General features: G+C 60.5%; 27 protein-coding genes. 9 read left to right on the top strand and 18 right to left on the bottom strand.

Annotated elements, in window-relative coordinates; translation table 11 throughout:
• The first annotated feature begins 146 nt into the window (after positions 1-146).
• Both RCH09_RS07475 and RCH09_RS07470 read left to right on the top strand, forming a co-directional pair.
• Entirely contained in the window at positions 147-1298 is a 1152-nt protein-coding gene (locus RCH09_RS07475; protein WP_326940435.1) for a hypothetical protein, read from the top strand.
• A complete protein-coding gene (locus tag RCH09_RS07470) occupies positions 1295-2419 on the top strand; it encodes a HupE/UreJ family protein (protein ID WP_326940434.1) in 1125 nt (374 codons plus the stop codon). The genes RCH09_RS07475 and RCH09_RS07470 overlap by 4 nt, the downstream gene beginning before the upstream one ends.
• 5 nt (positions 2420-2424) lie before the next feature.
• On the opposite strand, the gene RCH09_RS07465 is transcribed toward RCH09_RS07470, so the two are convergent.
• Entirely contained in the window at positions 2425-2991 is a 567-nt protein-coding gene (locus tag RCH09_RS07465; protein WP_326940433.1) for a pseudouridine synthase, read from the bottom strand.
• 218 nt (positions 2992-3209) lie between these two features.
• Here RCH09_RS07465 and icd point away from each other — a divergent pair, with 218 nt between their 5' ends.
• Complete coding sequence (gene icd / locus RCH09_RS07460) at positions 3210-4463, top strand: NADP-dependent isocitrate dehydrogenase (RefSeq protein ID WP_326940432.1); 1254 nt, start codon at positions 3210-3212, stop codon at positions 4461-4463.
• A 77-nt stretch (positions 4464-4540) separates the two neighbouring features.
• Here icd and RCH09_RS07455 read toward each other — a convergent pair whose 3' ends face one another.
• The 3 genes from RCH09_RS07455 to cspE all read right to left on the bottom strand — a co-directional run bounded on the left by RCH09_RS07455 (position 4541) and on the right by cspE (position 6844).
• The gene (locus tag RCH09_RS07455; protein ID WP_326940431.1) at positions 4541-5170 is read right to left on the bottom strand and encodes a response regulator transcription factor; all 630 of its coding nucleotides are present in this window, start codon (positions 5168-5170) and stop codon (positions 4541-4543) included.
• Between the two features lie 6 nt (positions 5171-5176).
• The gene (locus RCH09_RS07450) at positions 5177-6532 is read right to left on the bottom strand and encodes a cache domain-containing protein (protein ID WP_326940430.1); all 1356 of its coding nucleotides are present in this window, start codon (positions 6530-6532) and stop codon (positions 5177-5179) included.
• A gap of 108 nt (positions 6533-6640) precedes the next feature.
• The gene (gene cspE / locus RCH09_RS07445) at positions 6641-6844 is read right to left on the bottom strand and encodes a transcription antiterminator/RNA stability regulator CspE (protein ID WP_009665919.1); all 204 of its coding nucleotides are present in this window, start codon (positions 6842-6844) and stop codon (positions 6641-6643) included.
• Between the two features lie 398 nt (positions 6845-7242).
• Between cspE and clpS the strand changes: the two genes are divergently transcribed.
• Together clpS and clpA are read left to right on the top strand one after the other, a co-directional pair.
• On the top strand, positions 7243-7551 hold the full coding sequence (gene clpS, locus RCH09_RS07440) for an ATP-dependent Clp protease adapter ClpS (RefSeq protein ID WP_326940429.1): 309 nt from the start codon (positions 7243-7245) through the stop codon (positions 7549-7551).
• Positions 7548-9848 (top strand): ATP-dependent Clp protease ATP-binding subunit ClpA, encoded by a 2301-nt coding sequence (gene clpA, locus RCH09_RS07435; RefSeq protein ID WP_326940428.1) that lies wholly within the window; start codon positions 7548-7550, stop codon positions 9846-9848. Before clpS ends, clpA begins: the two co-directional genes overlap by 4 nt.
• A gap of 64 nt (positions 9849-9912) precedes the next feature.
• Here the strand turns inward: clpA and RCH09_RS07430 are convergent, their stop codons facing one another.
• From RCH09_RS07430 to RCH09_RS07400, 7 genes are all read right to left on the bottom strand, one after another.
• Entirely contained in the window at positions 9913-10950 is a 1038-nt protein-coding gene (locus RCH09_RS07430) for a M48 family metallopeptidase (RefSeq protein ID WP_326940427.1), read from the bottom strand.
• A 66-nt stretch (positions 10951-11016) separates the two neighbouring features.
• A complete protein-coding gene (dut, locus tag RCH09_RS07425) occupies positions 11017-11472 on the bottom strand; it encodes a dUTP diphosphatase (RefSeq protein ID WP_326940426.1) in 456 nt (151 codons plus the stop codon).
• Between the two features lie 21 nt (positions 11473-11493).
• On the bottom strand, positions 11494-12699 hold the full coding sequence (coaBC, locus tag RCH09_RS07420) for a bifunctional phosphopantothenoylcysteine decarboxylase/phosphopantothenate--cysteine ligase CoaBC (protein ID WP_326940425.1): 1206 nt from the start codon (positions 12697-12699) through the stop codon (positions 11494-11496).
• 11 nt (positions 12700-12710) lie between these two features.
• Complete coding sequence (gene lspA / locus RCH09_RS07415) at positions 12711-13211, bottom strand: signal peptidase II (RefSeq protein ID WP_326940424.1); 501 nt, start codon at positions 13209-13211, stop codon at positions 12711-12713.
• 32 nt (positions 13212-13243) lie between these two features.
• The gene (gene ileS, locus RCH09_RS07410) at positions 13244-16120 is read right to left on the bottom strand and encodes an isoleucine--tRNA ligase (protein WP_326940423.1); all 2877 of its coding nucleotides are present in this window, start codon (positions 16118-16120) and stop codon (positions 13244-13246) included.
• A gap of 68 nt (positions 16121-16188) precedes the next feature.
• Positions 16189-17166 carry a bifunctional riboflavin kinase/FAD synthetase gene (locus RCH09_RS07405; RefSeq protein WP_326940422.1) on the bottom strand — a complete coding sequence of 326 codons (978 nt, stop codon included), beginning with the start codon at positions 17164-17166 and terminating at the stop codon, positions 16189-16191.
• Positions 17167-17245: 79 nt separating this feature from the next.
• Positions 17246-17971 (bottom strand): 16S rRNA (uracil(1498)-N(3))-methyltransferase, encoded by a 726-nt coding sequence (locus RCH09_RS07400; protein ID WP_326940421.1) that lies wholly within the window; start codon positions 17969-17971, stop codon positions 17246-17248.
• 196 nt (positions 17972-18167) lie between these two features.
• On the opposite strand from RCH09_RS07400, the gene tkt reads away from it, so the two are divergent.
• The 4 genes from tkt to RCH09_RS07380 all read left to right on the top strand — a co-directional run bounded on the left by tkt (position 18168) and on the right by RCH09_RS07380 (position 22542).
• The gene (gene tkt, locus RCH09_RS07395) at positions 18168-20162 is read left to right on the top strand and encodes a transketolase (protein WP_326940420.1); all 1995 of its coding nucleotides are present in this window, start codon (positions 18168-18170) and stop codon (positions 20160-20162) included.
• The gene (locus tag RCH09_RS07390; protein WP_326940419.1) at positions 20159-20701 is read left to right on the top strand and encodes a GNAT family N-acetyltransferase; all 543 of its coding nucleotides are present in this window, start codon (positions 20159-20161) and stop codon (positions 20699-20701) included. The genes tkt and RCH09_RS07390 overlap by 4 nt, the downstream gene beginning before the upstream one ends.
• Positions 20702-20729: 28 nt before the next feature.
• Positions 20730-21743: a type I glyceraldehyde-3-phosphate dehydrogenase gene (gene gap, locus RCH09_RS07385; RefSeq protein WP_326940418.1), complete on the top strand. Its 1014-nt coding sequence runs from the start codon at positions 20730-20732 to the stop codon at positions 21741-21743.
• A 346-nt stretch (positions 21744-22089) separates the two neighbouring features.
• Positions 22090-22542: a hypothetical protein gene (locus tag RCH09_RS07380; protein WP_326940417.1), complete on the top strand. Its 453-nt coding sequence runs from the start codon at positions 22090-22092 to the stop codon at positions 22540-22542.
• Here the strand turns inward: RCH09_RS07380 and RCH09_RS07375 are convergent.
• The 7 genes from RCH09_RS07375 to RCH09_RS07345 all read right to left on the bottom strand — a co-directional run bounded on the left by RCH09_RS07375 (position 22511) and on the right by RCH09_RS07345 (position 26010).
• The gene (locus RCH09_RS07375; RefSeq protein ID WP_326940416.1) at positions 22511-23137 is read right to left on the bottom strand and encodes an ANTAR domain-containing response regulator; all 627 of its coding nucleotides are present in this window, start codon (positions 23135-23137) and stop codon (positions 22511-22513) included. The two genes, RCH09_RS07380 and RCH09_RS07375, sit on opposite strands and share 32 nt — an antisense overlap.
• Before the next feature lie 111 nt (positions 23138-23248).
• Entirely contained in the window at positions 23249-23395 is a 147-nt protein-coding gene (locus tag RCH09_RS07370; protein ID WP_326940415.1) for a hypothetical protein, read from the bottom strand.
• Positions 23392-23619, bottom strand: coding sequence for a hypothetical protein (locus RCH09_RS07365; protein WP_326940414.1), 228 nt, complete (start codon positions 23617-23619; stop codon positions 23392-23394). Before RCH09_RS07365 ends, RCH09_RS07370 begins: the two co-directional genes overlap by 4 nt.
• Positions 23620-23895: 276 nt before the next feature.
• Positions 23896-24594: an arsenical resistance protein ArsH gene (arsH, locus tag RCH09_RS07360; protein WP_326940413.1), complete on the bottom strand. Its 699-nt coding sequence runs from the start codon at positions 24592-24594 to the stop codon at positions 23896-23898.
• Positions 24591-25016, bottom strand: coding sequence for an arsenate reductase (glutaredoxin) (arsC, locus tag RCH09_RS07355; protein WP_326940412.1), 426 nt, complete (start codon positions 25014-25016; stop codon positions 24591-24593). Before arsC ends, arsH begins: the two co-directional genes overlap by 4 nt.
• Positions 25013-25684 carry an MIP/aquaporin family protein gene (locus tag RCH09_RS07350; RefSeq protein ID WP_326940411.1) on the bottom strand — a complete coding sequence of 224 codons (672 nt, stop codon included), beginning with the start codon at positions 25682-25684 and terminating at the stop codon, positions 25013-25015. The genes arsC and RCH09_RS07350 overlap by 4 nt, the downstream gene beginning before the upstream one ends.
• A complete protein-coding gene (locus tag RCH09_RS07345; protein ID WP_326940410.1) occupies positions 25681-26010 on the bottom strand; it encodes an ArsR/SmtB family transcription factor in 330 nt (109 codons plus the stop codon). The genes RCH09_RS07350 and RCH09_RS07345 overlap by 4 nt, the downstream gene beginning before the upstream one ends.
• Positions 26011-26094: the final 84 nt, after the last annotated feature.

Here is a 26094-nt window from a genome sequence, read left to right as displayed (position 1 = left end):
CGTCGCCGGATTAACTTCGGCGGGATCGCCAAACGCCAGTTATCATTTCTGCTCTTTTCGATTGCTGTCGTCGGCGACGTTTGCGCTGAACCCTTCCTTTGGACCTTGCGATGCCTTGTTGTCGTGCGCTGCTTCTTGCAGGTTTGTTGTCATTGTCCGTCGCGCCGGTTGCGCTGGCGCTCCCACGGGTTCCTGCTTCCGATGCAATCGTTCTCGAACGGTTGCCATTTCGGCCAAACGATCCGATTGCCCGCGAGATGTCGGTACTTCGCGCCGCGCTGCGCAGCAATCCGAAGGACGAAGCGGCTGCCCTCAAACTGGCACAGCGGTATTACGGCCTGGTCGCCGAGGAGGGTGATCCGCGCTATATCGGCTATGCGCAGGCGGCCCTGGCGCCGTGGTGGGACATGCCGGAACCGCCATTGGACATTCACGTCATGCGCGCCTCGCTGGCCCAGTTCAACCACAACTTCGTGGGTGCGATGAGCGATCTCGACAATATCCTCGCGCGGCATCCGGAGCACGCCCAGGCACGTGCGCTGCGCGCCACCATCGATATGGTGCAGGCGCGCTATGCCTTGGTGCGAATCGATTGTGTCGCGTTACGAACCTTGACCGATGAAGTCATCGCGACCGGCTGCGAAGCCATGGTGGATGGCCTGACTGGCAAGGCGGCGAGCGCCTACGCGACCCTCACTGCCGCCCTGGCGCGCCATCCCGAAGCCCGGCCGGACGAGCGTCTCTGGGTTCTGATCCGCCTGGCCGAACTGGCGCAGCGGCTGGACAAGATCGATCTCGCCGAGCAGCACTTCAAGAGCGCCGTTGCGCTCAATATTCAAGATACCTTTCTGCTGGCGGCCTACGCCGATCTGTTGCTGGACCACCAACGTCCGGCCGAGGTGGTCGCACTACTGAAAGACCGGACCCGTTCCGACGTCTTGTTGCTGCGCCTGGTGTTTGCCGAGCGCGCGTTGAAATTGCCGACGGCGCGGATGCGCGAGGAGACGCTGGCGGCGCGCTATGCGGCGGCGCAATTGCGTGGCGATACCGTCCATCAGCAGGAGGAGGCCCGCTTTGCGCTGGCGGTCGAGAATGATCCGGGCAAAGCGTTGCGCCTGGCGCTGGAAAACTGGAAGGTCCAGCGCGAGCCGCGCGATGCCCGCATTGTGCTCGAAGCCGCGCTGGCAGCCCGGCAACCTGCGGCGGCAGCACCCGTGCTGGCGTGGCTGAAAGAAAGCGGGATCGAAGACCGCAAATTGCTCGGCCTGGCCCGGCAACTGCGCGGGGGTGCAGCATGAAGCACCTGATCCTTTGCTGCTTGCTTCTTTGCGCCTGCGTTGCGGCGCACGCCCACAAGCCAAGTGACAGCTACCTCAATCTTGTCGTGGAAGGCCAATCGGTGACCGGCCAGTGGGATATCGCGCTGCGGGATCTGGACTTTGCGATCGGACTCGATGCCAACGGCGACGCCGCGATCACGTGGGGTGAAGTGCGGGCAAGGCAGAGCGAGATCGATGCCTATGCGATGGCGCGCCTGCAACTGCAAGCTGGCGGAAAATCCTGCCCAGCCGCGGTGACCGAGCACCTGATCGACGACCATACCGATGGTGCCTATGTGGTCCTGCGCTTTCGGGCCCTCTGTGCCGACACGGTCAGCGAACTGCAGGCGCGTTACGCACTGTTCTTCGATATCGACCCGCAGCACAAGGGCTTGCTGCAGCTGATGTATCAGGGCCAGTCAAGCACCGCAATTTTCAGCCCGGACAAAGCCACCCAGCAATTCAAGCTCACGCAACCGAGCCGGATTCGACAATTTGTCGATTACGGCCGTGAAGGCGTCTGGCATATCTGGATTGGTTTCGACCACATTCTCTTTTTGCTGGCGCTGCTGCTGCCGGCGGTGGTGGTGCGGCGCGAGCAAACCTGGCAGGCGGTCGATGCCTTCAAACCGGCGCTATGGTCCGTATTGAAAATTGTCACGGCGTTCACGCTGGCGCATTCGATCACGCTCACGCTCGCGACGCTGGGTGTCATCAGCCTGCCGTCGCGCTGGGTCGAGTCGACCATTGCCGCTTCGGTCGTGGTCGCCGCGCTCAACAATATCTATCCGCTGTTCCGCGAGCGGCGCTGGGTGATGGCATTTCTGTTCGGGTTGATCCATGGCTTTGGATTCGCCAGCGTACTGACCGATCTCGGCTTGCCGAAAAGCGCCCTGGTGCTCGCGCTGGTGGGATTCAACCTTGGGGTGGAGACCGGGCAGATGGCCATTGTCGCCGTGTTCCTGCCGCTGGCGTTCTATTTGCGCCGGACGACCTTGTATCGACGCGCGATCCTGCTTGGCGGGTCAATCCTGATTGCCATTCTGGCAGCAGGATGGCTGGTTGAGCGGGTCTTCGACATGAAGTTCCTGCCGTTCTGAGAGGACTACCGGTTCTCCCGAAATGCCGTCGCCTCCACCGGCCGGGCTTCGCCTGGCAGCAGCGGGTGGCTCTCCAGTGAAAACGGGCCAATCGCAACGCGAATCAGGCGCAGCGTCGGCAAGCCAACTGCGGCCGTCATGCGGCGTACCTGACGATTTTTCCCTTCCGTAATGGTCAGCGCCAGCCAGCGGGTGGGCGTGGCGGCGCGTTCCCGGATCGGTGGATCGCGTGGCCACAGCCATTGGGGCGCGGCGACTTCGCTTGCGCGGCAGGGCTGCGTGATGAAATCGCCGAGATCGACGCCGGCCCGCAAACGATTCAGTGCGGCGCTATCCGGAATGCCCTCGACTTGTGCCAGATAGGTCTTGGCTTGCTTGCGGTCAGGGTGGCTGATCGCGTGCTGCAATTTTCCATCGTCGGTCAACAACATCAGTCCCTCGCTGTCGGCATCGAGACGTCCGGCCGGATAAATGCCGGGCATGTCGAGGTAATCGGCCAGCGATTCGCGTCCGTCCTGCGGCGAGAACTGACACAATACAAGATAGGGCTTATTGAAAAGAATGAGGGCCATCTGGCGCAATCGTGGTCATGAAAAGGAGTCTCGCGGCGATTCTAGCCGCCCTTCCAGCCCGGCGCCGAACATTCTCGGTGTCGGAAAGCCGTGGCATCCAGTAAAATATGCGTGCATAATACGAAACGTTGTCTTATGTCTTATATAAGACTTGAATTTTGCGCTGCCCTGCTGCGCAATCTGGTTTCACCTTCTTTCGCCCCGTATTGGAGACATCGATGTATCAACATATCAAAGTGCCTGCTGAAGGCAAAAAAATCACTGTCAATGCCGATTTTTCGTTGAATGTACCAAACAATCCGATCGTGCCTTACATCGAAGGCGATGGCACCGGAATTGATATCAGCCCGGTCATGATCAAGGTCATCGATGCAGCGGTGGCAAAAGCCTATGGCGGCGAGCGCAAGATCAGCTGGATGGAAATTTTCGCTGGTGAAAAATCGACCCGCGTGTATGGCCCGGATGTCTGGCTGCCGGAAGAAACCCTCCACGCCTTGAAGGATTTCGTCGTTTCGATCAAGGGACCATTGACCACCCCGGTTGGCGGCGGCATTCGTTCGCTGAACGTGGCGCTGCGCCAGGAACTCGACCTGTATGTGTGCTTGCGTCCGGTGCGTTATTTCAAGGGCGTGCCATCGCCAGTGCGGGAGCCGGAAAAAACCGACATGGTGATCTTCCGCGAGAACTCGGAAGACATCTACGCCGGCATCGAGTGGCAGGAAGGCTCCGAGGGCGCGAAGAAGCTGATCGCGTTCCTGATCAATGAAATGGGCGTCAAGAAAATCCGCTTTCCGGAAACGTCGGGCATCGGCATCAAGCCGGTGTCGCGCGAAGGCACCGAGCGCCTGGTGCGCAAGGCAATCCAGTACGCCATCGACAATGACAAGCCTTCAGTGACGATTGTCCACAAGGGCAACATCATGAAGTACACCGAAGGCGGCTTCCGTGACTGGGCCTATGCGCTGGCGCAAAAAGAATTCGGTGCGGAGCTCATCGACGGTGGCCCATGGTGCAAATTCAAGAATCCGAAGACCGGTCGCGAGATCATGGTCAAGGATTCGATTGCCGATGCGTTCCTGCAGCAGATCCTGCTGCGCCCGGCCGAATACAGCGTGATCGCCACGTTGAACCTGAACGGCGATTACATCTCCGATGCACTGGCCGCACAAGTGGGTGGTATCGGGATTGCTCCGGGCGCCAACCTGTCGGATTCGATCGCGATGTTCGAAGCCACGCATGGCACCGCACCGAAGTATGCCGGCAAGGACTATGTGAATCCGGGCTCGCTGATCCTGTCGGCCGAGATGATGCTGCGTCACATGGGCTGGCTCGAGGCAGCCGACCTGATCATCTCGTCGATGCAAAATTCGATCGCCTCCAAGAAGGTCACGTACGATTTCGCGCGCCTGATGGAAGGCGCTACCCAGGTATCGTGTTCCGGTTTCGGCGACGTGATGATCGAAAACATGTAATTGCAATTCGCCGCGCCGGCAATGTCGGCGCAATGCAAAGCCAGTCCCGCAAGCGACTGGCTTTTTTCATTGCGCGTTCACTTCAACTGGCGGTGCGCAATGGCGTAGCGAATCAAATCTGCCTGACCTTCGATGCTAAGCTTGCGCTTGATGTTGAGCCGATGGGTTTCCACGGTACGAACACTCAGGTTCAGCTCCCGCGCAATGTGCTTGTTCGATTTTCCGGTTGCGATGGACAGCAGAACGCCATTTTCGCGCGGCGTCAGTATCGACATCTGCTGGGATTCAGATTCCATGTGACGCGCCACGGCGGCGCTGAAGTAGACCTCGCCTGACATGACCGCGTCGATCGCCGCAATGATGTCGATGGCAGGTGCGTCCTTGAGCACATAACCACGCGCGCCAGCCTCGATGGCCTGCATGACGTACTCGGGCTTGTCGTGCATGCTCAGCATCAGCACGGCAATCGACGGGTACTTGCGACGAAGCTGGGCGGTGAGCTCGATGCCATTCATGCCGGCAAGATTGATGTCCATCAAGGCAAGATCAAATGGCTGATTCGCTGCGTGGTGCAGTGCATCTGGCGCGCCGCTGGCTTCTGCCGTTATCTCGAAATGGGGGATGGTTTCCAGCCGCGCACGCAAGCCGTCACGCACCAGCGGATGGTCGTCGACAAGCAGGATGCGCACGGTTGCTGGTTTGCTCATTGGATATCAACCATGCGGTACGGTAGCAATGAGGCCGGTGCCATCCGCAGACGACGACAGTTGCAATGTCCCGCCAACGGCATCGATGCGCTCTTGCATGTTGCGCAACCCGATGCCGCGCTTGGGACTTTCGGCAATTCGCGCCAGGTCGAAGCCGCAGCCATCATCTGAAATAAACATCTGGATCTTTTCGGAAGTGCCAACCAGGCGCAAGTTTACACGGGAGGCCCGCGCATGTCGCTTGATGTTCGTCAGTGCTTCCTGGGCGATACGAAACAGGACTGTCTTGCGCGCTTCCGACAGCTTCTCAAAATCGCCTTCTTCGATAAACTCCACTGGCAAGTGCGCGTGATTGGAAAATTCGCGGGTCAGGTGCTCCAGTGCAGCCGCCAGGCCAAGATCGTCAAGCAGCGCCGGCCGCAGATCATGCGAGATGCGTCGTACTTCGCCAAGCACGTCATTGAGTTGACGCGCCGCGTTATCGAACGAGCGACGCGCGGACTCGGCCTGTGCCGGTGCCGCCGCCAGCTTGGCAATGCCGGATTCGACCTGTAACTTGATCGACACCAGCCATTGGCTGATGCCATCATGCAGGTCGCGCGACAGTCGCGCCCGCTCCTGCTCTTGCGAATGCACCACGCGCTGCGCCAGTACCTTCAGCTTGGCGTCGGCAACCCGGTACTCGGTGAAATTGAATACCACAGCCGACAGCGCGATCAGCAACACGCCGGCAACCGCGATGGCGGAGATCCACAGCATGGTGTTGCGAATGTTGCGTGAAATTTGCACGTCCACCTTGTTGACGGCCGCATCGACATCATCAAGATAGATGCCGGTGCCCATCATCCAGCCCCAGCGCGGCAGGCTGACGACGTAGCCGAGTTTGGGGACGACCTTGTGCGTCGACGGTTTTTCCCACAAATAGCGCTCGATCCCACCGCCATGGCGGGCGCGCGAAAGCAGGCGCTGGATGGTCGGGGTGCCCTCGATGTCACGCAGTTCCCACAAATTGCGGCCTACCAATTCTGGCTGGCGCGGGTGGACCAGATTGGTGCCGTCCATGTCATACACAAAGAAATAGCCATCGTCGCCATAATCCAGCTTGGCCAGAATTCGTTTTGCTTCGTCACGCGCCGCAGTGTCCTGTCTCCCCGAGTTGTAGATGGCCTCGATCGAGCGCGTCGCCAGCGTGACGTAGTGACGCAGCTCGGCTTCCTTGCTGCTGAGATAGGCCGATTCGATGGAGCTGCGTTGTTGTTGTGCGAGCAGCGCCGCCTGATGCCAGACGGCGGCAGCAATCGCCCCCAGCGCCATGATCAGCGGGACGACGGCGAACAAAATGATTCTTTGCCTGAGATTCATGGCACGAAGGATGTCGCGTGAGTGGGATTGAGAAACGGCGGGGGCAAGCACACTCATAAAAAAAACCCCGCAGTGCGGGGTTTTTCCGTGTGCTTCCTGATCCGAAAATTACGGAGCCTGAATGTTTGAAGCTTGCTTGCCTTTAGGGCCCTGCGTGACTTCGAACTGTACTTTTTGACCTTCTTTCAGGGTCTTGAAACCATTCATCTGGATAGCGGAAAAATGTGCGAACAAATCTTCGCCGCCGTCATCCGGAGTGATGAATCCGAAGCCCTTGGAGTCGTTAAACCACTTGACTGTACCTGTTGCCATAAAAGCGTCTCTCTAGTATGCATAATCACACGAGCCGTAAAAGCAAGAAGCCTGGCGTAATGCTGCCCCCTCTTAAAACTTGCTCTCTTCATATTGACGGTTCTTCAACAGATTGATCCGTCAATAAAGTTCATTGTTCTCGGAAAAAATAAAGAAGTCAAGATTTTTCCCCCTCCCGGACGGCATGTTTGAATATGGTTTGCGCCCGGGCACAAACCGGGATTGGACGGTGCATTCGTGATGCTAACTTTAGTTGCGGTAATAAAACACTCTTGAATTTTTAGGTGAGAGCGCCACCTGCGTCCTACCGTGAAAGCGCGTAATATCAAAGCAGGGCAGTCGCCACTCCGTTTTCGGAATCACAATGCAGTAGAAGTTGAAGGAATTTAGACAGACGCATGGCAACCAAGCATGAAAACGGTACCGTACTGGTTCGGCAAGAGCAAAAGCTCAAGCCGCCACCGATGTATCACGTGTATTTGCTCAATGATGATTACACCCCGATGGAATTTGTCGTGGCCATCATCCAGGAGTATTTCAATAAGGATCGCGAGACCGCCACACAGATCATGCTGATGGTGCATCGAGATGGCAAAGGGATGTGCGGCGTGTACCCCAAGGATATTGCGTCCACAAAAGTTGAGCTGGTTTTAACCCACGCGAGAAAAGCAGGGCACCCCCTGCAATGCGTGATGGAGGAAGCATGATTGCGCAGGAACTGGAAGTCAGTCTACATATGGCGTTTGTTGAAGCACGGCAAGCGCGCCACGAGTTCATCACGGTTGAGCATTTGCTGCTGGCACTGGTGGATAACCCGTCCGCGGCAGAGGTATTGCGTGCCTGCGCGGTGAACGTTGAAGATCTGCGCAAGACGCTGACCAACTTCATCACCGACAACACGCCGACCGTGCCTGGTGCCAGCGAGGTCGATACGCAACCCACGCTGGGATTCCAGCGGGTGATTCAGCGCGCGATCATGCATGTGCAGTCCGCCTCGAACGGTAAGAAGGAAGTCACCGGCGCGAACGTGCTGGTGGCGATCTTCGGCGAAAAGGATTCGCATGCGGTGTACTACCTGCACCAGCAGGGCGTCACGCGTCTGGACGTCGTAAACTTCATCTCGCACGGTGTGCGTAAGGATCAGCAGGCCGATCCGCAAAAGGCACCGGAGGGCGGCGAAGAAGCCCCGATGGAAGGTCAGCAAAAGGAAAGTCCGCTAGACCAGTTTACGCAGAACCTCAACAAGCTGGCCGCCGAAGGCAAGATCGATCCACTGATCGGTCGCGAAGCCGAGCTCGAGCGTGTGGTGCAAACCCTGTGCCGTCGTCGCAAGAACAATCCGCTGCTGGTTGGTGAAGCCGGCGTCGGCAAGACGGCGATTGCCGAGGGCCTGGCATGGCGCATTACGCAAAAGGACGTGCCGGAAATCCTGCAGGATGCGGTCGTGTATTCGCTCGACATGGGCGCGCTGCTGGCCGGGACCAAGTACCGGGGCGATTTCGAACAGCGTCTGAAAGCGGTGCTCAAACAGCTCAAGGACAGCCCGAACGGCATCCTGTTCATCGATGAAATCCATACCATCATCGGCGCCGGCGCGGCTTCCGGCGGGACGCTGGATGCCTCGAATCTGCTCAAGCCTGCGTTGTCGAGCGGTCAGTTGAAATGCATCGGCGCCACGACGTATACCGAGTACCGCGGTGTGTTTGAAAAAGACCATGCCCTGTCACGCCGGTTTCAGAAAGTCGATGTCAACGAGCCGACCGTCGAGCAAACCGTTCAGATTCTGCGCGGCCTGAAATCGCGCTTCGAAGAACATCATGGCATCAAGTATTCGGCCTCTGCGCTGACCACTGCTGCCGAACTGGCGGCGCGCTTCATCAATGACCGTCATTTGCCGGACAAGGCGATTGACGTGATCGACGAGGCTGGCGCGGCGCAACGCATCCTGCCGAAGTCGAAGCAGAAGAAGACCATTGGCAAGGCCGAGATCGAAGACATCATTGCGAAGATCGCGCGCATTCCACCGCAATCGGTCAATCAGGACGATCGCAGCAAGCTGCAGACGATCGAACGCGATCTGAAGAACGTCGTGTTCGGGCAGGAGCCGGCAATCGAAGCGTTGGCCTCGGCCATCAAGATGGCGCGCGCCGGTCTCGGCAAGACCGACAAGCCGATTGGCTCGTTCCTGTTCTCCGGACCGACGGGTGTCGGCAAGACCGAAGTGGCCAAGCAATTGGCGTTTACCCTCGGGATCGAGCTGATCCGCTTCGATATGTCGGAGTACATGGAGCGTCATGCAGTGAGCCGGTTGATTGGCGCGCCGCCGGGCTATGTTGGATTCGATCAGGGCGGCTTGCTGACCGAAGCGATCACCAAGAAGCCGCATGCAGTGCTGCTGCTTGACGAGATTGAAAAGGCCCATCCGGACATCTTCAATATCCTGCTGCAGGTGATGGACCACGGCACGCTGACCGACAACAATGGCCGCAAGGCGGATTTCCGCAATGTGATCATCATCATGACGACCAACGCCGGCGCGGAAAGTCTGCAGAAGCGTTCGATCGGGTTCACCGACAAGAAGGAAGCCGGCGACGAGATGGCCGATATCAAGCGGATGTTTACGCCTGAATTCCGCAACCGGATCGACTCGATCATCAGCTTTGGCGCACTCAACGAAGAAATCATTCTGCGCGTGGTCGACAAGTTCCTGATGCAGCTGGAAGAGCAGCTGCACGAGAAGAAGGTCGAAGCGATCTTCACCGAGAATCTGCGCAAGTTCCTCGGCAAAAAAGGCTTTGACCCGCTGATGGGTGCACGTCCGATGGCGCGCCTGATCCAGGACATGATCCGCAAGGCGCTGGCTGACGAGCTGTTGTTCGGCAAGCTCGTCAATGGCGGCAAGGTGATGGTTGATCTGGACGAGAAAGACCAGATCAAGCTCGATTTCACCGAGGGCGACAGTGCCCCGCCAAGCTCGCCGCAAGAGACACTCGAAGTCGAATAGACGACGGTGACGCAAAAAAGCCCGGTTCCTGCGAAGGACCCGGGCTTTTTTTTTGCGCAAATGATTATGGCAGCAGCGTTTTTCCGTTGGTTTGCTTGGACTTGATCTCAGCCACGGTTCGGTCGATTGCAGCGATACGGAATGCGGTCGACGGATGCAGCGCGGTATAGCCATTGAGCACCGACGCGGGATATTGCGTCGCCAGGCGTTGCCAGAATCCGTTGACGCCGTCGATCGGATAGCCGGCACGCGCAATCATGTACAGGGCGGTCATGTCCGCGGCAGCGTCGATTTCCTGGGAGTACGGCTTGATGCCAGCGGTCCCGGTCATCGTTGCCAGATCAGGCTTGATCCTGATCAGGTTGTCGATGACGCCGGCGTTGGTCGCGACGCTGCGCAAGCGGACCGGATGGGCGAGCGCATTGTGGGCCAGTTCGCGTGCAAGTACATAGCTCAGTTCGGCGTCGGATTTGACGAACTTCAGCATGCCGCGCGTGATCAGCACGCGATGGCCATCATCGTAGGCGTTGACCGTATCGTTGTTGCCCAGTTCGACGCGGAATGCACACGCCAATGTCAACGGCACATCGAGCACGACGGTTTTGCCGTTGCGCAGAACGGTCAGGTTGACCTTGTTGCGGCCGTTCACCATCGGCGCCAAGATCGCCGCTGCCAGACGTTCCGCATTGGGTCCCTGTGGCAGCGGTTTGTCATCCACCGCGACGAGTCCGTCGCCGGGCGTAACGCCAACCCGCGCTGCGCCGCTGCCCGGCAGGACGCCGGTGACCTTCAGCCGCTCATCCAGTTGAAACAGTTTTTGTGCGGCGACGGTCAGCTCGGCGGAGTACGAATATTTGGTCTTGGCAGTGAACCCGAGCAAGCGGCGTGCATTGCCTTTGCAGAGCTCCGGATTGTTGACCAGCAAAGGCGCCGCAACGCGGTCCAGTCTGTCCTGCAACGTCACCAGTTGGCGCAATACCTCGTCTTCAGGACTGGGGGCAGTAACGACCGGGGTGACGGCGTCTGCTGCCGACGTGGATTCCGACTGCTTGTCAGGTGCTGGCGACTGGGTCGCGCAACCGGCAAATACCATGGCCAGCATGCTGACCGCCAGAAGCGACCGAACCGGTTGTTTGTTTCGTTTAACGACACCTTGCATGGATTTTCCTTATTGTTTTCCGGTGCTGCCAAAACCGCCATCGCCGCGCTCGCTGCCCGCAAAATCGTCAACGACGCGGAAGGCAACCTGCATCACCGGCACGATGACGAGCTGGGCAAGTCGTTCCATCGGATTGAGTGTGAATTCGGTTTGACCGCGGTTCCATGTCGACACCATCAATTGTCCCTGATAGTCCGAGTCAATCAAGCCAACCAAGTTCCCCAGCACAATGCCGTGCTTGTGACCCAGCCCGCTGCGCGGCAGGATCATGGCCGCGTAACCGGGGTCGCCAATGTGGATCGCCAGTCCGGTCGGGATCAGATGTGTCTCGCCCGGCTGGATTGTCAGCGGTGCGTCGAGACAGGCGCGCAGGTCCAGGCCGGCGCTGCCAGCGGTGGCATAAACGGGCAACTGCTCCTGCATGCGCGGGTCGAGGATCTTGATATCGATGGTTTTGGGAGTCATGTGCAGGTTCGCGGTGAAAGGTCAGGAAGCAGGAGCGAGTCGCTCGCTGATGGCGGTGATCAGCTGGCGCGCCAGGGTTTGCTTGTGCGCGTGCGGAAACTGGATCTGACCGTCCGCATCGAACAGCACCAGTTCGTTCTCGTCCATGCCGAAGGTGTGGTGACCGATATTGCCGATCAACAGCGGGATGTTTTTTGCGGCCCGCTTGGCCTTGCCGTATTTGAGCAGCTGCTCCGACTCGGCGGCAAAGCCGACACAGTAGGGCGCTTGCGGCAAGGCGGCAACCGTCGCCAGGATGTCGGGATTGGCGGCGAAAACCAGCGCGGGCAGCCCGCCCTCGGCGGATTTTTTCAGCTTCTGCTCGCTGGCGTTGACAACCCGCCAGTCCGCCACGGCGGCCACCGCAATGAACACGTCCTGCCCGGTCACGCGCGACATGACCACATCAAACATCTGCTGCGCGGTTTGCACGTTAATGCGCTGTACACCGGCGGGTGTGGCCAGCGCGGTCGGTCCGGATACCAGCGTGACATCGGCGCCGGCTTCGCGCGCAGCACGCGCCAGCGCGTAGCCCATTTTTCCGGACGACAGGTTGGTGATGCCGCGCACCGGATCGATCGGCTCGAAGGTGGGACCTGCGGTGATCATTACCTGTTTTCCGCGCAGCGATTTTGGCTGAAACGCGGCCACCATTTCCTCGACCAATTGCACGGCTTCGAGCATGCGGCCCATCCCGGTTTCACCGCACGCCTGTTCGCCGGCATCCGGACCGAGCACCATGATGCCGTCGTCCTTCAGTTGACGCACGTTGCGCTGGGTCGCCGGGTTTTGCCACATTTCGACGTTCATCGCCGGAGCGACCATCAATGGCAGCATCGACGGCCGCGCCAGGCACATTGTCGACAGCAGGTCGGTGCAGCCGCCGCGCGCCAGCGTTGCCATGAAATCGGCCGAGCAGGGCGCGATCAGAATCGCATCGGCCGTGCGGGTCAGGTCAATATGCGCCATGTTGTTGGCGATGCGCGCATCCCATTGATCGGTATGGACCGGCTGGCCTGACAGCGCCTGCATGGTCACCGGCGTGATGAAGTGGGTTGCGGCATCCGTCATCACCACCTGCACGCTGGCGCCAGCCTTGATCAATCCGCGTGTCAGTTCAGCGGCCTTGTAGCAGGCGATGCCGCCGGTAAGCCCAAGTACGATGCGTTTCCCCGCGAGATCAAGCATGGCGCAGCTCCCTATTTGTTGACGCGACGCAGTTCATCGAGAACGAACATGACGGCGCCGACGCAAATTGCGCTGTCTGCGACGTTGAACGCCGGCCAATGCCAGCCCGCCACGTGCACGTCCAGAAAGTCAATCACGTAACCATACAGGATGCGATCGATCACATTGCCGATGGCGCCACCGAGAATCAGCGCCAGCGCCCAGCAGAACAAGCGCTGTCCGGCATTTTTTTTCAGCAGATAAATGATGAACAGCGCCGCCGCAATCCCGAGGCCGGTAAAAAAGTAACGCTGCCAGCCGGATTCCGCCGCCAGGAAACTGAACGCGGCGCCCTTGTTATGCGCCAGCACCAGATCGAAAAACGAGGTGATCGGGCGGGTTTCTCCATGGGTGAGCAATTTGGCGACCGTGATCTTGGTCAGCTGATCGATCAGGATGACGATGGAGGCAATCCCCAGCCAAGGACCGATGCCGCTGCTGGGTTTGGTAGAAAAGCGATTTTTGGTGGCCATGTATGAATTGAGTTGGGTTGACAGGTGTGGGTTCAGGCAAAGCTGCGTGGTTCGCCGGCGCCGAACAGGTTGGCGGTGCAACGGCCACACAGTTCCGGATGCGCTGCATCATGACCGACGTCAGCACGATAGTGCCAGCAGCGGTCACATTTTGGCGCGCTTGATGGCGTGACCACGATGGCTTCGTCATTTGCGGTGGCGGCCTTGCTGACGCTGGCCTGTGAGGTGATCAGCACAAAGCGCAAATCGTCGCCGAGGCTGGCCAGCAGATCAAACTTGTCGCCGCTGGCGCTGAGCGTGACTTCGGCTTGCAGCGATGACCCGATCGCGCCGGCGATGCGCACTTCTTCCAGTTGCTTGGAGACCTCGGTGCGGATTTCGCGCAATGCCGCGTAGCGCGCCAGCAAGGCGTCGGCGTCGGCCACCGCTGGCAACAGGTAGGCGGTATGGGTGAAGATGGTTTCATCGCTGGCGCTGAATGCCACCGGGTCGGCGAAGGCGGCCCAGGCTTCTTCAGCGGTGAACGACAGAATCGGCGCCATCAGGCGCAACAGCGCCTGCGTGATGTGCCAGATGGCCGACTGCGCCGAGCGTCGCGCATGGGAATGCACGCCCGCCGTGTAGAGCCGGTCCTTGAGCACATCGAGATAGAACCCGCCGAGATCTTCGGAACAGTACATCTGCAGTTTCGAGGTGACCGGGTGGAATTCATAGATCGCGTAATGCGCCAGGATTTCATCCTGAAGTTGCGCGATGCGGGCGACGGCATAGCGGTCGATCTCGAGCATGTCGGCGACCGGCACGGCATCGGTGATCGCCGTGAAATCGGACGTATTGGCGAGCAGGAAGCGCAACGTGTTGCGGATGCGTCGATAGCTTTCGGTGACGCGCTTGAGGATTTCGTCGGAGATCGACAGTTCGCCCGAATAGTCGGTCGAACCAATCCACAGGCGCAGAATGTCAGCGCCCAGCGTATCCACCACTTTTTGCGGCGCCATCACATTGCCGACCGATTTCGACATTTTCTTGCCGTCGCCATCGACCACGAAGCCGTGCGTCAGCAGCGTCTTGTACGGCGCGCAGCCATTGAGCATCGACGAGGTCAGCAACGACGAATGAAACCAGCCGCGATGCTGGTCGGAACCTTCCAGATACAGGTCGGCCGGGAAGTGCGATTGCGCCGCATGCGAGCCGCGCAGCACCGTTTGATGGGTGCTGCCGGAATCGAACCAGACATCCAGCGTGTCCTTGTTCTTCAGGTAGTGCTCGGCTTCGTCGCCGAGCAGGTCTCTCGGGTCCAGCGCCTGCCAGGCCTCGATGCCGGATTGCTCGACGCGCAACGCGATCTGCTCCAGCAGTTCGGGTGTGCGCGGATGCAGCTCGCCGCTTTCCTTGTGCACGAAGAACGCCATCGGCACACCCCATTGGCGCTGGCGTGACAGGGTCCAGTCAGGCCGGTTGGCGATCATGCCGTGCAGGCGTGCCTTGCCCCAGGCCGGATAGAACGTGGTCGCTTCGATGCCCGCCAGCGCGGTTGTGCGCAACGTGGCGCTGCCGTCGACCGGCGTGCGATCCATGCCGGCGAACCATTGCGACGTGGCGCGATAGATGATCGGCGTCTTGTGGCGCCAGCAATGCATGTAGCTGTGATCGATCATGACCAGCTTGAACAGCGCACCGGCTTCATCGAGCTTGGTGCAGATCGGCTTGGAGGCTTCCCAGATCGTCATGCCGCCAAAGAACGGCAGCCACGATGCGTAGCGGCCATCGCCCATGACCGGATTGAGCATGTCATCGTCGCGCATGCCATGGGCGCGGCAGGATAAAAAGTCGTCCACGCCATAGGCCGGCGACGAATGCACGATGCCGGTGCCGGTTTCGAGCGACACGTACTCGGCCAGGTAGATCGGCGACAGGCGGTCGTAGCCGGGATCGGTGTCGGCCAGCGGATGCCTGAAGGCGATCAGCGACAGCGCCGCGCCCTTGCAAGTGGCGATGACTGTTCCGGACAGGCCATAGCGCAGCAGGCAGGCTTCGACCAGATCGGCAGCCAGGATCAGCAGCAGCGGCGCGCCATTGCGCTCGGTCTGCACCAGCGCGTAGTCGAACTCGGGATGCACATTCATTGCCTGGTTGGCCGGGATGGTCCACGGCGTGGTGGTCCAGATGACGCAATAACCCTGGTCGGTCGGCAGTGTGGCCAGGCCGAATGCCGCGGCGATTTTTTCGGGCTGCGCGAATGCAAAGCCGACATCGATGGCCGGGTCGCGCTTGTTTTCGTATTCGACTTCGGCTTCCGCCAGTGCCGAACCACAATCGAAACACCAGTTGACCGGCTTCAGGCCGCGGTACACGTAACCCTTTTTCAGGATCGTGCCGAGCGCGCGCAGCTCGTCGGCCTCGTTCTGGAAATTCATCGTGGTGTACGGATTGTCCCATTCGCCCAGCACGCCGAGGCGGATGAAGTCGAGCTTCTGCCGCTCGATCTGCACGCTGGCGTAGGCGCGCGATTTCTGCAGCACCTCGGCCGTTGGCAGGCTCTTGCCGAACTGCTTCTCGATCTGGATTTCAATGGGCATGCCGTGGCAATCCCAGCCCGGCACGTACGGCGCGTCGAAGCCGGCCAGATTACGGGTCTTGACGACGATGTCCTTGAGCACCTTGTTGACCGCGTGGCCGATATGGATGTCGCCGTTGGCGTAGGGCGGGCCATCGTGCAGCACGAACAGCGGGCGCCCCTTGGCGGCTTTACGAATGCGTTGGTACAGCTTCTTTTCCTGCCACGCCTTGATCCATTGCGGCTCGCGCTTGGCGAGGTCGCCGCGCATCGGAAACGGGGTTTCGGTCATGTTGACCGGGTATTTGCCCGGCGCTTTGCCGGACGGTTTGCTGGGCTTGTTATCGGACATGGGATTTCTTTGAAAAGGGATGCGAATAGCGAAAAAATGGCGGCGCGTCGAACGGCGGGATCAGGGCGTCAAATTCGGTCGGTGGCGGACAGGGCGACGTCGCCCTTCTGGCGAAAGTAGCTGCGCGCGTTTTCCGCGTCGCGGGCAATCGCGGCAGTCAGCGTGGGCAGGTCGACATATTTTTCTTCGTCGCGCAGTTTTTCCAGGAATTCGACCTGGATCACCTTGCCGTAGCAGTTTTCGTTGAAGTCGAAGACATGGGTTTCGAGCAGCACGCGGCCGCTGTCTTCGACCGTCGGGCGCACGCCGATGCTGGCGACTGCCGGCAACGGCTGCGCGGCCAGGCCATGCACCTGCACGATGTAGATGCCGCTCAAGGCAGGATGCTTGTGCGCGACTGCCAGGTTCAGGGTCGGAAAGCCGAGCGTGCGGCCGAGCTTTTTACCGTGGATGACATGGCCTGAAATTGAATAGGGGTGTCCCAGCATCTGCCGGGCATGCGCGAAGTCGCCCTGCTGCAGGGCTGCCCGCACGCCGGACGAGGAAATCCGTGCGCCGGCGTTGAGCACATTGGGCAGGACCTCGACGGTGAAACCATGCTGCCGGCCGGCCTCGATCAGCAGCGCCGCCGTGCCGGCACGGCGCGCGCCGAAGCAGAAATCTTCGCCGATCATCAGCCATTTGACATGCAGTCCCTCGACCAGCACCTGTTCGACGAACTGCTGCGGCGACAGCGCGGCGAAATGCGCATTGAAGTGCTCGACGACGACGCGGTCGACCCCGGCCTCGGCCAGCGAGCGCAGCTTGTCGCGCAGATTGGCGATGCGGCTGGGCGCTTTCGACGGGTCGCCCATCCGGCTCGCAAAGTACTCGCGTGGATGGGGTTCGAACGTCATCACGGCCGAGTCGAGGCCAAGTTGTTTTGCGGCTGAAGTGACGCGTGCCAGCAGGGTCTGGTGGCCGCGATGCACGCCGTCAAAATTGCCGATGGTCAGGGCGCACGGTGCGCGCGAGGCAGCATTGGGAAGACCGCGAAATACCTTCATAGGATCGATTGGGGGAAACTGTCGCAAAGCCTTTGATTATAGATGCATTCGGCCCCATCCCGCGCCTTGTCGCGGCGGCTCAGGCTTCGCCCCAGCATGTGCTGAGCGTCGCCAGTGCCGCCAGCGCGGCGGTTTCGGTGCGCAGCACGCGCGGCCCCATCGACAGCGCCAGCGCGCCATGGGCCAGCGCCAGCGATTCCTCGTCATTGCTGAAGCCGCCTTCCGGCCCGACCATCAGCGTCACGGATTGCGGCGGCTGGTGCCTGGCCCAATCGGCCAGCGTCTGCCCGGCGCGCGGGGTGAGCAGGATGCGCCGATGCATGTCCTGCTGCCCGATCCAGCGCTGGAAGTCGTTGAGCGGCGCCAGATGGGCCAGCCGGTTGCGTCCGCTTTGTTCGGACGCGGCAATGATGATGCCCTGCCAATGCTGTTGCCGTTTTTCCGCGCGCTCGGCCGACAGCCGCACGACGCAACGTTGGGCGGCCAGCGGCTGGATGCCGGCAATACCGAGTTCGACGGCCTTTTCGATGATCCAGTCCATCTTCGCCGCTTCCGGCAATGCCTGGGCCAGGGTAATGGCATACGGCAGTTCGACCGAACGGGGGGCAAAGGCCTTGACCTCGACGGAAACGCGCTTTTTTTCCAGCAGCGTGATGGTCGCGGTGTATTCGCCGCCGTTGCCATCGAACAGGGTGACCGGCGTGCCGGCTTGCAGCCGCAGCACCTGAATGTGATGGGCAACCTCGTCCGGCAAGGTCATGTGGTCGCCGATGGCGAGCGGCAGCGGGCAATAAAATCGTGGCATGTTGGCTTTGGTTGGCGCGTCGTTGGCAGAGTTTGCACCAACTTGCGCGACACGAACAGCGCAGTGTGTTTTGTCGGCAGACGCCGTCTTGTGGACGCGGTCTGGTAAAATGCGGCTCCCCGGGTGCCACGCGCACTGCGCGCAATCACCCGATGCTTCCGGTCAACATTCTCTGTCCCATCTCAAGCCGCCAACGATGACTTCCTTGCAAACGACTACCAATATGGCCAACGCGATCCGCGCGCTGGCAATGGATGCAGTACAAAAAGCCAACTCCGGCCACCCCGGCATGCCAATGGGCATGGCCGATATCGCGACGGCACTTTGGTCCAAACACTACAGCCACAATCCGGCGGACCCGAAATGGATCAACCGCGACCGCTTCGTGCTGTCGAACGGCCATGGCTCGATGCTGCATTACGCGCTCTTGCACCTGACCGGCTACGCCTTGTCGATGGACGATCTGCGCGCCTTCCGCCAGATGCATTCGAAGACACCTGGGCATCCTGAAGTCGACGTCACGCCCGGCGTCGAGACCACCACCGGTCCGCTCGGCCAGGGACTGACCAATGCAGTCGGCATGGCGCTGGCCGAGAAGCTGCTGGCGGCAGAATTCAATCAGACCGGCTTTGACGTGGTCGATCATTACACCTACGCATTCGTCGGCGATGGCTGCCTGATGGAAGGCATTTCGCACGAAGCCTGTTCGCTGGCGGGCGTGCTGCGCCTGTCCAAACTGATCGTGCTGTATGACGACAATGGCATTTCGATCGACGGCCATGTGGCCGGCTGGTTCGGCGATGACACGCCCAAGCGTTTCGACGCGTACGGCTGGAACGTCATTGCCGATGTCGACGGCCATGATGTGGCCGCGGTCGACGCGGCCATCGCCGCTGCCAAGACAGCGGACAAACCGACGCTGATCTGCTGCAAGACGATCATCGGCAAGGGTTCGCCAAACATGCAGGGCACCGACAAGGTGCACGGCGCGGCGCTCGGCGACAAGGAAATCGCCGCAGTGCGCGCGGCAATCGGCTGGACTGCGGCACCGTTCGAGATGCCGGCCGAGGTCTATTCGGCCTGGGATGCGAAGGTGGCCGGCGCGGCCCGTCAGTCCGAATGGACCACGCTGTTCAACGCCTACAGCGAGCGCTTTCCGCAGCTGGCCGGCGAACTGCTGCGCCGCATGCACGGCGAGTTGCCGGGCAATTTCGATGCCACCGTGCGCGCCTACATCGACGCCTGCATCGACAAGCAGGAAACCATCGCCACGCGCAAGGCCAGCCAGAATGCGATTCAGGCATTCGCGCCGGTACTGCCGGAATTCCTCGGTGGCTCAGCCGACCTGACCGGGTCGAACCTGACCAACTGGAAGGAATCGGTCGCCGTGCGTGCCGATCAGGCCGGCAATCACATCAACTACGGCGTGCGTGAATTCGGCATGAGCGCAATGATGAACGGGATTGCGCTGCATGGCGGCTTCATCCCGTTTGGCGCGACCTTCCTGACGTTCTCGGATTACAGCCGCAATGCCTTGCGCATGGCAGCGCTGATGAAGATCCGCTCGATCTTCGTGTTCACCCATGATTCGATTGGCCTGGGCGAAGACGGGCCGACCCATCAGTCGGTCGAGCATGTATCGAGCCTGCGCCTGATCCCGCATCTGGACAACTGGCGTCCCTGCGACACGGTGGAATCCGCCGTCGCATGGCAGCAGGCGGTGCTGCGCCAGAATGGTCCGAGCACACTGATTTTCTCGCGCCAGAACCTGGCGTTCCAGCAGCGCACTGCGCAGCAGGTGGCCGACATTGCACGCGGTGGTTACGTACTGAAAGACGTCGCTGACTCGAAGGCCATCCTGATTGCCACCGGATCGGAGATCGATCTGGCCATGCAGGCCGCCGACGCACTGGCAGCCAAAGGTATCGCGGTGCGGGTGGTGTCGATGCCAAGCACGGACGTGTTTGACCGGCAGGATGCGGCCTACAGGAGCAGTGTGCTGACCAAAGGTCTGCCGCGTGTTGCCGTCGAAGCCGGTGTTACCGCTTTCTGGCACAAATATGTCGGCCTGGATGGCGCCGTGATTGGTATCGATACGTTTGGCGAATCGGCGCCCGCACCGGTGCTGTTCAAGCATTTCGGCTTCACCGTCGACAACGTGGTGGCGGCAGTCGAACGGGTTCTGGCTTGAGCGCGACCGATTCAATCTTCCTGCGCCCGGCCACGCCGGATGACGCGGAAGGCATCGCGATCGTGCGTATCGACAGCTGGCGCAAGACGTATCGGGGCATCATTCCCGATACCTATCTCGACAGCATGGAGGTCGAGGACAGCATGGTGCTGTGGCGTCGGGTATTGACGGCGGCATCGGTCACCACGTCCGTGTTTGTCGCGGAACTGGATGGCGATGTGGTCGGATTTGCGGCTGGCAAAATGCTCGATGAAGAAAAATTCGGCCTCAATGCCGAACTGGCCGCGATCTACCTTGAGCCTGAAATCCAGCGCGCCGGCATCGGTCGCAGCCTGGTCCGGATGGTGGCCGCGGCGCATCAGGCGCAGGGCGCGCACGGCCTGATTGCCTGGGTCATCGCGCGCAACAAGATCGCACGGCAGTTTTATGAAAAGCTCGGCGCCGAGTTGCTGGTCGAGCAGTCGTTCAATTGGGACGGGATGGATCTGGTCGAGGCCGGTTATGGCTGGCGCGACCTGAACATCTTCAAGCCCCACTAAGATTTTTTTCGTTCTCAGGAGAAGCAGCATGACTATCCGCGTTGCAATCAATGGCTACGGCCGCATCGGCCGCAATATCCTTCGCGCACATTACGAAGGCGGCAAGAAGAATGACATCCAGATCGTCGCGATCAATGACCTTGGCGATGCCAAGTCGAATGCGCATCTGACCCGCTACGACACCGCGCATGGCAAGTTTCCCGGTACCGTGACGGTCGAAGGCGACAACATGATCGTCAACGGCGACACCATCCGCGTGTTCGCGCAGCGCAATCCGGCTGAAATTCCGTGGGGCGAATTGCAGGTCGATGTGGTGCTGGAGTGCACCGGCTTCTTCGCCACCAAGGAAAAGGCCTCGGCCCATATGAAGGGCGGCGCCAAGAAAGTCATCATCTCCGCACCGGGCGGCAAGGACGTCGACGCGACCATCGTGTTTGGCGTCAACCACGGCGTTCTGAAAGCGACCGATACGGTGATTTCGAATGCGTCCTGCACCACCAATTGCCTGGCGCCGCTGGTCAAGCCGCTGAGCGACCAGATTGGTCTGGTCAACGGCCTGATGACGACCGTGCATGCCTACACCAACGACCAGGTGCTGACCGACGTGATGCACGAAGACCTGCGTCGCGCCCGTTCCGCCACCCACAGCATGATCCCGACCAAGACAGGCGCTGCCAGCGCAGTTGGCCTGGTGATGCCGGAACTGGAAGGCAAGCTCGATGGTTACGCGATTCGCGTGCCGGTCATCAATGTGTCGATCGTTGACCTGTCGTTCATCGCCGCACGCGACACCAGCGTCGAGGAAATCAACGCGATCATGAAAGCCGCTGCTGCCGACGGTCCGTTGAAAGACATCCTGACCTATCAGACCGAGCCATTGGTGTCGATCGACTTCAACCACAATCCGGCATCGAGCAACTTCGATTCGACCCTGACCAAAGTCTCGGGTCGGCTGGTCAAGGTGTCGTCGTGGTATGACAACGAGTGGGGTTTCTCGAACCGCATGCTCGACACCACGGTTGCATTGATGACGGCAAAATAAGCCAGCGTCGCACATGAAAACGCCCCGATAATTCGGGGCGTTTTTTTGGCGCATCGGCTGTGTGCTGCCGACGAGACGAGATTGGTGCTGGTATATTTCCCGACCGCCAGCTTCGGTAGTGCCTGCGTTTTCACGACAGTGCAAGCTCGAACGCGAACCTTGCGTTGCGAGAGAGGCCATTGTAAATCCGCCGCATTACCGGAGCATGACGATCGACGAAGGCCTTGCCCTTTGTTTGACGAGAATCAATCGCGAGCGCTTTTCCGCAATCGCGCGGCTTGGCCGATAATGCGTGTCTGAGCGAATTTCGCTGGTATCACCACGGATTGCCCCATGTTCATTTGCAGTGTTATTGTCCGCCATGGATGAGTTCGACGAGCGCGAGCGCGACACGCTGCGTGAGCGGCCCTGGATCGTGCTGGCCACGACCTTCGACGTCGAGTCGTGGATCGACAACCTGAATCGCGATTTGCAGCTGGCCATCGGCAAGCAGGCCGTCCACGCGCCAGGCGTGTGCTTTCGGCTGGCCGAGGGCGGCGATATTTTTCTGCACACCACCGGCGACGGCGAGGTCTTGCTGGACGTGACTCCGGAGGCCGACTGGGTGACGCCGTTGCTGTCCGCCGCGACTGGACGCGATGCGCCGGGCACCGCGTTGTGGGTGTTGCCCGGGCACGTATTGACGCAAATGGTGCTCGGCCTGTCACCGCTGATTGCCGCCACGCGGTTGGTCTTGCACCATGAGTTCCGGCCGAAGAAAGCCAAATTTACTTTGACCGCCTGGCAAACAACGCCCTGAAGGTGGCGTCCAGTTCTTCCGCCAGCAGCAATTCATTGGCGACTTCGTTGAGCTTGCGGCGACGCGAGCGGGCGTAATCGCGCAATACGGCAAAGGCGGTATCCCGATCGGTGTGATAGCGCGCCATCAGCAGGCCGACTGCGATGCTGTTTTCACGACCGGCAGCCAGCGCGGAGGTCAGGTTGGCCTCGGAGCGGCGCAGTCGGCGCAGATCTTCGGCGCGCGCCAGCGCCGCAGCGATGGCCGGGATCAGGCTCTCGGCATCGATCGGCTTGACCAGGAACCCGATCGCCCCATAGTCCACCGCCTCCTTGACCGTGACGTCGTCCTTGCTGCCGGACAGGAAAACAAACGGCACCGTTGACTCGGCCTGCAAATGGCGACCCAGTTCCAGGCCGGACATGCCTGGCATGTTGATGTCCAGCAGTGCCAGTGCAAAGGTCTGATTCAGGATCAATGCCAACGCTTCCGCACCGGAGTGTGCTTCCGTCACCGGGTATCCGGCGGAGCTCAGCACCGCCGCCAGCAAGGTCGTGGTCAGGCGGTCGTCGTCGACGATCAGAATGCGGTTCGGGATGTCGGTTGGGTGCTCCATGGGGCGCCTGTGTAGAAGGCGACCGTGACCAATTCCGGTGCGCCGCTGCATCGTGAGTTTGTTGCAGGTTAGCGCGATGTCGGCCATCCTGCAACAGCGTGCCGCGCGGCATTACGGCACCGGATCTGGTCTCGGTACGGGTGCGGCGGCGGGGCGCAGGACCTGTGCCTTGGTATGGATCCATGCTGGCGCGATGGCTTGATGTGGCAACCATGCGACCAGCGCGCCACCCAATGTGGTCGCCGGCAGCGCGCTCATGGCGTCGCTACCGGGTCGTCGTCGATCAGGCGCAGCGCGCGTTCTGCGGTATCGGCGATCGCCCACAAATAATTGCTCTTGATTTCATCGCTATGGTTGCAAAAATTTTCCAGCCCTTCGCCGCAGATGAGCATGATTTGCGCATGAATGTGTGACAGCAACTTGCGCAGCTCCTCGGGTTCGTCACTGGGCAGACTGACAACGGTAAGTGGTGTGATCGACATGGTGTTCCTCGCAGTGAAATTCGGTGCAACAGGTACCGGACGGCATCCTGGTGACAAGGGGCGAAATGACGGCGAGCGGGGCGTCGAGGTGGACATGCGGTCGCAGAGCAGGGGCGACGATGTCGGAATAAAACGGGGCAATCAAAAACAGCGGCGTGGTTTTTGATCGATAGCCTGTAAAACGTTACAGCAGCTAAACGTTACCCTCAAAAAATTTTTGCCGCAAGAAAAATCAGGCCGAATTTGCGCTGTGGCAAAACCGCTGTGGGGTGCCGGTCACTGGTCCGCTTCACCCGCGTCAGCGGCGGCCTTGCGCTCGCTGTAGCGACTGGTCAGATAGTCGGACCGGTCGCGCACCAGCAAGGTGAATTTGATCAGTTCTTCCATCACATCGGTCAGCCGGTCATAGTAAGCCGACGGTTTCATGCGACCGGCCTCATCGAATTCCTGCCACGCCTTGGCGACTGACGATTGGTTCGGAATCGTCACCATGCGCATCCAGCGTCCCAGTACGCGCAGGGCATTGACTGCGTTGAACGATTGCGATCCGCCGCTGACCTGCATGACCGCCAGCGTGCGCCCCTGGGTCGGCCGCATGGCGCCGAGCTCGAGCGGTAACCAGTCGATCTGCGACTTGAAGATGGCGGTCAGGGTGCCGTGGCGCTCAGGACTGCACCAGACCTGGCCCTCCGACCACAGCGACAAGGCGCGCAACTCCTGGACTTTCGGATGGTCGGGCGAAACGCTGTCGACCATCGGCAAGCCGTGCGGATCGAAGACGCGGGTTTCGGCGCCGAAGTGCCGCAACAGCCGTTCGGCTTCCAGCGTCAGCAGCTTGCTGTACGAGCGTTCGCGCAACGAGCCATACAGCAGCAGAATGCGCGGCGGGTGCGTCGATTGCGTTGCCGGCTCAAGTTGATCACGGGCCGGCTGCGCCAGGTGCCGGGCGCTGATGTTGGGCAGGTCCTCAATCATTTGACGATCCGGTTGCCGTGCGCGTCGACCACCGCTTCGCCGTCTTCCTTGCTGAAGGCAGCCTGCTGCGGCGCGGGCAGGATGTCGAGCACCAGTTCGGACGGGCGGCACAAGCGCACGCCAAGCGGCGTGACCACAAACGGACGATTGATCAGCACCGGATGGGCCAGCATCGCATCCAGCAGCGCCGCGTCGGACAGCGCCGGATCGGCGAGTCCAAGCTCGGCAAACGGCGTGCCTTTTTCGCGGATGGCCTGGCGCACCGTGAGCCCCGCGTCGTTGATCATCGCCAGCAAGGTTGCACGGCTGGGAGGATGCTGCAAATAGTCGATGATGTGCGGCTCGCTACCGCTGTTGCGAATCAGTGCCAGGGTGTTGCGCGAGGTGCCGCACGACGGGTTATGGTAGATGGTAATGGTCATGAAAGCTCCTCTGACTGCGGCTGGAACAGCCAGCCGAACAGCACTGCGGCACAGGCTGCGCCAAGCAGCTGTGCGACGATGAAACCTGGGATGTCTTGCGGACGAATTCCGGCAAAACTGTCCGATGCGGCGCGCGCCAGCGTCACCGCCGGGTTGGCGAACGAGGTCGAGGCGGTGAACCAGTAGGCCGCCGTGATGTAGCAGGCGACTGCCGCCGGCGTGCGCTCGGGTTGGATGCGGGAACAGCCGATGATGACGCCGAGCAGGCCAAACGTCGCAACCGCTTCGCTCCACCACTGCGGCAAGCCGGTGCGAATGTGTTGCGAGGCTGAGAACAGGGTCATGTCAAACATCCCGTGCGCGGCCGCCACGCCGGCAAACGCGCCGGCGATTTGTACGCCGACAAACAGCAACGCGGTGCGCCGGTCGAGTTGTCCGAAAAACAGCGCCGCCAGTGTGACGACCGGATTGAAATGGGCGCCGGAGACGGGCCCGAACAGCAGGATCAACGCGAATAATCCGGCGCCGGTAGCCAGCGCATTGGCCAGCAGGGCAATGGCGACGTTGCCGCCCGCCAGGCGCTCGGCCATGATGCCGGAGCCGACCACGATTGCCAGCAGCAGCGCGGTGCCGAGAAACTCCGCCGCCAGTTTTCGGCGCAGCGTCATGCAGCGTCGCCGCACCGGACCGATTGCACCGGTGCGCAGGCATTGCCGCCGCAGCAGTTTTCTGTCAGATAGGCCAGCAACTGATTCATCGTTGCAAATTGCGCCGCGTAGATGATCGAGCGGCCGTTCTGAGTGGCGCTCACCATATTCGCGTGGCTTAATTCCTTCAGATGAAAGGAGAGGGATGATGGCGCAATGGCCAGGCTCTCGGCAATCCGGTTGGCAGCCAGCCCGGCCGGACCGGCCTGCACCAGCAGGCGGAACACGGCGAGACGGGAATCGTGGGCGAGGGCGGACAGTGCCGCAAGAGCAGATTTGGTTTCCATTGTTCGATAATAGTCGAATTAATTTCAAAAGGCGATGTCGTTTTTATTACCGCGCCGGTCTGCCGAACAGATAGACTGCCTGTT

It is taken from the genome of Actimicrobium sp. GrIS 1.19 (assembly GCF_035984655.1).
Classification (GTDB): Bacteria; Pseudomonadota; Gammaproteobacteria; order Burkholderiales; family Burkholderiaceae_D; genus Actimicrobium.
This window is presented reverse-complemented; position numbering and strand designations above follow the sequence as displayed.

Coding starts and splice junctions, on each gene's coding strand:
- RCH09_RS07470 (WP_326940434.1), top strand. CDS start 1,295: ATGAAGCACCTGATCCTTTGCTGCTTGCTTCTTTGCGCCTGCGTTGCG.
- dut (WP_326940426.1), bottom strand. CDS start 11,472: ATGACTCCCAAAACCATCGATATCAAGATCCTCGACCCGCGCATGCAG.
- RCH09_RS07345 (WP_326940410.1), bottom strand. CDS start 26,010: ATGGAAACCAAATCTGCTCTTGCGGCACTGTCCGCCCTCGCCCACGAT.
- RCH09_RS07455 (WP_326940431.1), bottom strand. CDS start 5,170: ATGAGCAAACCAGCAACCGTGCGCATCCTGCTTGTCGACGACCATCCG.
- ileS (WP_326940423.1), bottom strand. CDS start 16,120: ATGTCCGATAACAAGCCCAGCAAACCGTCCGGCAAAGCGCCGGGCAAA.
- tkt (WP_326940420.1), top strand. CDS start 18,168: ATGACTTCCTTGCAAACGACTACCAATATGGCCAACGCGATCCGCGCG.
- arsH (WP_326940413.1), bottom strand. CDS start 24,594: ATGATTGAGGACCTGCCCAACATCAGCGCCCGGCACCTGGCGCAGCCG.
- RCH09_RS07375 (WP_326940416.1), bottom strand. CDS start 23,137: ATGGAGCACCCAACCGACATCCCGAACCGCATTCTGATCGTCGACGAC.
- clpS (WP_326940429.1), top strand. CDS start 7,243: ATGGCAACCAAGCATGAAAACGGTACCGTACTGGTTCGGCAAGAGCAA.
- RCH09_RS07430 (WP_326940427.1), bottom strand. CDS start 10,950: ATGCTGGCCATGGTATTTGCCGGTTGCGCGACCCAGTCGCCAGCACCT.
- RCH09_RS07365 (WP_326940414.1), bottom strand. CDS start 23,619: ATGTCGATCACACCACTTACCGTTGTCAGTCTGCCCAGTGACGAACCC.
- icd (WP_326940432.1), top strand. CDS start 3,210: ATGTATCAACATATCAAAGTGCCTGCTGAAGGCAAAAAAATCACTGTC.
- RCH09_RS07370 (WP_326940415.1), bottom strand. CDS start 23,395: ATGAGCGCGCTGCCGGCGACCACATTGGGTGGCGCGCTGGTCGCATGG.
- RCH09_RS07400 (WP_326940421.1), bottom strand. CDS start 17,971: ATGCCACGATTTTATTGCCCGCTGCCGCTCGCCATCGGCGACCACATG.
- RCH09_RS07465 (WP_326940433.1), bottom strand. CDS start 2,991: ATGGCCCTCATTCTTTTCAATAAGCCCTATCTTGTATTGTGTCAGTTC.
- lspA (WP_326940424.1), bottom strand. CDS start 13,211: ATGGCCACCAAAAATCGCTTTTCTACCAAACCCAGCAGCGGCATCGGT.
- clpA (WP_326940428.1), top strand. CDS start 7,548: ATGATTGCGCAGGAACTGGAAGTCAGTCTACATATGGCGTTTGTTGAA.
- arsC (WP_326940412.1), bottom strand. CDS start 25,016: ATGACCATTACCATCTACCATAACCCGTCGTGCGGCACCTCGCGCAAC.
- RCH09_RS07405 (WP_326940422.1), bottom strand. CDS start 17,166: ATGAAGGTATTTCGCGGTCTTCCCAATGCTGCCTCGCGCGCACCGTGC.
- RCH09_RS07450 (WP_326940430.1), bottom strand. CDS start 6,532: ATGAATCTCAGGCAAAGAATCATTTTGTTCGCCGTCGTCCCGCTGATC.
- RCH09_RS07350 (WP_326940411.1), bottom strand. CDS start 25,684: ATGACGCTGCGCCGAAAACTGGCGGCGGAGTTTCTCGGCACCGCGCTG.
- cspE (WP_009665919.1), bottom strand. CDS start 6,844: ATGGCAACAGGTACAGTCAAGTGGTTTAACGACTCCAAGGGCTTCGGA.
- gap (WP_326940418.1), top strand. CDS start 20,730: ATGACTATCCGCGTTGCAATCAATGGCTACGGCCGCATCGGCCGCAAT.
- coaBC (WP_326940425.1), bottom strand. CDS start 12,699: ATGCTTGATCTCGCGGGGAAACGCATCGTACTTGGGCTTACCGGCGGC.